Source organism: Pseudomonas nitroreducens, assembly GCF_010994165.1.
Classification (GTDB): domain Bacteria; phylum Pseudomonadota; class Gammaproteobacteria; order Pseudomonadales; family Pseudomonadaceae; genus Pseudomonas; species Pseudomonas nitroreducens.
Genome location: NZ_WMBX01000010.1, coordinates 1 through 5,357, shown reverse-complemented (window position 1 = coordinate 5,357; position 5,357 = coordinate 1). Strand labels below are relative to the sequence as shown.

Sequence of the window (5,357 nt, the reverse complement as noted above, 5' to 3'; positions counted from 1 at the left end):
GAAAGCCTTAACCAACTGCTCTTTAACAAGTTGAATCAAGCAATTCGTGTGGGTGCTTGTGATGTAAGACTGATGATCGACTGATTATCAGCAACGCAAGTAACACTCGTGAATTCGAGAGTTTTAGCTCATTAAGTTGAGCATGCGATTGCTGAGCCAAGTTTAGGGTTTTCTCAAAACCCAAGCAGTATTGAACTGAAGAGTTTGATCATGGCTCAGATTGAACGCTGGCGGCAGGCCTAACACATGCAAGTCGAGCGGATGATGGGAGCTTGCTCCCGGATTCAGCGGCGGACGGGTGAGTAATGCCTAGGAATCTGCCTGGTAGTGGGGGACAACGTTTCGAAAGGAACGCTAATACCGCATACGTCCTACGGGAGAAAGCAGGGGACCTTCGGGCCTTGCGCTATCAGATGAGCCTAGGTCGGATTAGCTAGTTGGTGGGGTAAAGGCCTACCAAGGCGACGATCCGTAACTGGTCTGAGAGGATGATCAGTCACACTGGAACTGAGACACGGTCCAGACTCCTACGGGAGGCAGCAGTGGGGAATATTGGACAATGGGCGAAAGCCTGATCCAGCCATGCCGCGTGTGTGAAGAAGGTCTTCGGATTGTAAAGCACTTTAAGTTGGGAGGAAGGGCAGTAAGTTAATACCTTGCTGTTTTGACGTTACCAACAGAATAAGCACCGGCTAACTTCGTGCCAGCAGCCGCGGTAATACGAAGGGTGCAAGCGTTAATCGGAATTACTGGGCGTAAAGCGCGCGTAGGTGGTTTGGTAAGATGGATGTGAAATCCCCGGGCTCAACCTGGGAACTGCATCCATAACTGCCTGACTAGAGTACGGTAGAGGGTGGTGGAATTTCCTGTGTAGCGGTGAAATGCGTAGATATAGGAAGGAACACCAGTGGCGAAGGCGACCACCTGGACTGATACTGACACTGAGGTGCGAAAGCGTGGGGAGCAAACAGGATTAGATACCCTGGTAGTCCACGCCGTAAACGATGTCGACTAGCCGTTGGAATCCTTGAGATTTTAGTGGCGCAGCTAACGCGATAAGTCGACCGCCTGGGGAGTACGGCCGCAAGGTTAAAACTCAAATGAATTGACGGGGGCCCGCACAAGCGGTGGAGCATGTGGTTTAATTCGAAGCAACGCGAAGAACCTTACCTGGCCTTGACATGTCCGGAATCTTGCAGAGATGCGAGAGTGCCTTCGGGAATCGGAACACAGGTGCTGCATGGCTGTCGTCAGCTCGTGTCGTGAGATGTTGGGTTAAGTCCCGTAACGAGCGCAACCCTTGTCCTTAGTTACCAGCACGTTATGGTGGGCACTCTAAGGAGACTGCCGGTGACAAACCGGAGGAAGGTGGGGATGACGTCAAGTCATCATGGCCCTTACGGCCAGGGCTACACACGTGCTACAATGGTCGGTACAGAGGGTTGCCAAGCCGCGAGGTGGAGCTAATCCCATAAAACCGATCGTAGTCCGGATCGCAGTCTGCAACTCGACTGCGTGAAGTCGGAATCGCTAGTAATCGTGAATCAGAATGTCACGGTGAATACGTTCCCGGGCCTTGTACACACCGCCCGTCACACCATGGGAGTGGGTTGCTCCAGAAGTAGCTAGTCTAACCGCAAGGGGGACGGTTACCACGGAGTGATTCATGACTGGGGTGAAGTCGTAACAAGGTAGCCGTAGGGGAACCTGCGGCTGGATCACCTCCTTAATCGAAGATCTCAGCTTCTTCATAAGCTCCCACACGAATTGCTTGATTCACTGGTTAGACGATTGGGTCTGTAGCTCAGTTGGTTAGAGCGCACCCCTGATAAGGGTGAGGTCGGCAGTTCGAATCTGCCCAGACCCACCAATTGTTGTGGTGTGCTGCTGATCCGATAAGGGGCCATAGCTCAGCTGGGAGAGCGCCTGCTTTGCACGCAGGAGGTCAGGAGTTCGATCCTCCTTGGCTCCACCATTAATCGTCGAAAGCTCAGACATGAATGTTCAGGTTGAACGAACATTGATGTCTGGTCTTTGTGCCAGAACCGTTCTTTAAAAATTTGGGTATGTGATAGAAGTAGACTGAATAATCTCTTTCACTGGTGATTATTCAAGTCAAGGTAAAATTTGCGAGTTCAAGCGCGAATTTTCGGCGAATGTCGTCTTCACGTTAGAGACAATAACCAGATTGCTTGGGGTTATATGGTCAAGTGAAGAAGCGCATACGGTGGATGCCTTGGCAGTCAGAGGCGATGAAAGACGTGGTAGCCTGCGATAAGCTTCGGGGAGTCGGCAAACAGACTTTGATCCGGAGATCTCTGAATGGGGAAACCCACTTGGCATAAGCCAGGTATCTTGCACTGAATACATAGGTGTAAGAGGCGAACCAGGGGAACTGAAACATCTAAGTACCCTGAGGAAAAGAAATCAACCGAGATTCCCTTAGTAGTGGCGAGCGAACGGGGACTAGCCCTTAAGCTTCTTTGAATCTAACAGAACGCTCTGGAAAGTGCGGCCATAGTGGGTGATAGCCCCGTATGTGAAAGGTTCTTTGAAGTGAAATCGAGTAGGACGGAGCACGAGAAACTTTGTCTGAATATGGGGGGACCATCCTCCAAGGCTAAATACTACTGACTGACCGATAGTGAACCAGTACCGTGAGGGAAAGGCGAAAAGAACCCCGGAGAGGGGAGTGAAATAGAACCTGAAACCGTATGCGTACAAGCAGTGGGAGCCTACTTTGTTAGGTGACTGCGTACCTTTTGTATAATGGGTCAGCGACTTATATTCAGTGGCGAGCTTAACCGAATAGGGAAGGCGTAGCGAAAGCGAGTCTTAATAGGGCGAATTAGTCGCTGGGTATAGACCCGAAACCGGGCGATCTATCCATGAGCAGGTTGAAGGTTAGGTAACACTGACTGGAGGACCGAACCCACTCCCGTTGAAAAGGTAGGGGATGACTTGTGGATCGGAGTGAAAGGCTAATCAAGCTCGGAGATAGCTGGTTCTCCTCGAAAGCTATTTAGGTAGCGCCTCACGTATCACTCCAGGGGGTAGAGCACTGTTTCGGCTAGGGGGTCATCCCGACTTACCAAACCGATGCAAACTCCGAATACCTGGAAGTGTCAGCGTGGGAGACACACGGCGGGTGCTAACGTCCGTCGTGAAAAGGGAAACAACCCAGACCGTCAGCTAAGGTCCCAAAGTTATGGTTAAGTGGTAAACGATGTGGGAAGGCTTAGACAGCTAGGAGGTTGGCTTAGAAGCAGCCACCCTTTAAAGAAAGCGTAATAGCTCACTAGTCGAGTCGGCCTGCGCGGAAGATGTAACGGGGCTCAAACCATACACCGAAGCTACGGGTGCATCGCAAGATGCGCGGTAGAGGAGCGTTCTGTAAGCCTGTGAAGGTGAGTTGAGAAGCTTGCTGGAGGTATCAGAAGTGCGAATGCTGACATGAGTAACGACAATGGGAGTGAAAAACTCCCACGCCGAAAGACCAAGGGTTCCTGCGCAACGTTAATCGACGCAGGGTTAGTCGGTCCCTAAGGCGAGGCTGAAGAGCGTAGTCGATGGGAAACAGGTTAATATTCCTGTACTTCTAGTTACTGCGATGGAGGGACGGAGAAGGCTAGGCCAGCTTGGCGTTGGTTGTCCAAGTTTAAGGTGGTAGGCAGAGATCTTAGGTAAATCCGGGGTCTTAATGCCGAGAGCTGATGACGAGTCATCTTTCAGATGATGAAGTGGTTGATGCCATGCTTCCAGGAAAAGCTTCTAAGCTTCAGGTAACTAGGAACCGTACCCCAAACCGACACAGGTGGTTGGGTAGAGAATACCAAGGCGCTTGAGAGAACTCGGGTGAAGGAACTAGGCAAAATGGCACCGTAACTTCGGGAGAAGGTGCGCCGGCGAGGGTGAAGTATTTACTACGTAAGCCCATGCCGGTCGAAGATACCAGGCCGCTGCGACTGTTTATTAAAAACACAGCACTCTGCAAACACGAAAGTGGACGTATAGGGTGTGACGCCTGCCCGGTGCCGGAAGGTTAATTGATGGGGTTAGCGAAAGCGAAGCTCTTGATCGAAGCCCCGGTAAACGGCGGCCGTAACTATAACGGTCCTAAGGTAGCGAAATTCCTTGTCGGGTAAGTTCCGACCTGCACGAATGGCGTAACGATGGCGGCGCTGTCTCCACCCGAGACTCAGTGAAATTGAAATCGCTGTGAAGATGCAGTGTATCCGCGGCTAGACGGAAAGACCCCGTGAACCTTTACTGTAGCTTTGCACTGGACTTTGAGCCTGCTTGTGTAGGATAGGTGGGAGGCTTTGAAGCGTGGACGCCAGTCTGCGTGGAGCCATCCTTGAAATACCACCCTGGCATGCTTGAGGTTCTAACTCTGGTCCGTTATCCGGATCGAGGACAGTGTATGGTGGGCAGTTTGACTGGGGCGGTCTCCTCCTAAAGAGTAACGGAGGAGTACGAAGGTGCGCTCAGACCGGTCGGAAATCGGTCGTAGAGTATAAAGGCAAAAGCGCGCTTGACTGCGAGACAGACACGTCGAGCAGGTACGAAAGTAGGTCTTAGTGATCCGGTGGTTCTGTATGGAAGGGCCATCGCTCAACGGATAAAAGGTACTCCGGGGATAACAGGCTGATACCGCCCAAGAGTTCATATCGACGGCGGTGTTTGGCACCTCGATGTCGGCTCATCACATCCTGGGGCTGAAGCCGGTCCCAAGGGTATGGCTGTTCGCCATTTAAAGTGGTACGCGAGCTGGGTTTAGAACGTCGTGAGACAGTTCGGTCCCTATCTGCCGTGGACGTTTGAGATTTGAGAGGGGCTGCTCCTAGTACGAGAGGACCGGAGTGGACGAACCTCTGGTGTTCCGGTTGTCACGCCAGTGGCATTGCCGGGTAGCTATGTTCGGAATAGATAACCGCTGAAAGCATCTAAGCGGGAAACTAGCCTCAAGATGAGATCTCACTGGGAACTTGATTCCCCTAAAGGGCCGTCGAAGACTACGACGTTGATAGGTCGGGTGTGTAAGCGCTGTGAGGCGTTGAGCTAACCGATACTAATTGCCCGTGAGGCTTGACCATATAACACCCAAACAATTTGTGTGTTGTACGGTGAAGACGTAACGAACCGAAAGTTCGTGTGAACCGCAAATTACCTGTCACATACCCGAATCTGGATGAGCGTGTGCAACTGCCACGAGCGTCCTAAAGAATTGCTTGACGACCATAGAGCGTTGGAACCACCTGATCCCATCCCGAACTCAGTAGTGAAACGACGCATCGCCGATGGTAGTGTGGAGTTTCTCCATGTGAGAGTAGGTCATCGTCAAGCTCCTATCCCAA

The 5,357-nt window shown here is 51.7% G+C and carries 2 tRNA genes and 3 rRNA genes; all 5 read left to right on the top strand.

From position 1 onward, the window contains the following. Nucleotides 1-192 precede the first annotated feature (192 nt). Nucleotides 193-1,729 (top strand): 16S ribosomal RNA (locus GJV37_RS29435). Between the two features lie 64 nt (nucleotides 1,730-1,793). Continuing rightward, nucleotides 1,794-1,870 (top strand) — tRNA-Ile (locus GJV37_RS29430). Nucleotides 1,871-1,899: 29 nt separating this feature from the next. After that, a tRNA-Ala gene (locus GJV37_RS29425) sits at nucleotides 1,900-1,975 on the top strand. Nucleotides 1,976-2,204: 229 nt separating this feature from the next. Next, nucleotides 2,205-5,096 (top strand): 23S ribosomal RNA (locus tag GJV37_RS29420). Nucleotides 5,097-5,230: 134 nt separating this feature from the next. Then, a 5S ribosomal RNA gene (rrf, locus tag GJV37_RS29415) occupies nucleotides 5,231-5,346 on the top strand. The 16S, 23S and 5S rRNA genes sit together here with 2 tRNA genes alongside, the layout of an rRNA operon. Nucleotides 5,347-5,357 lie beyond the last annotated feature (11 nt).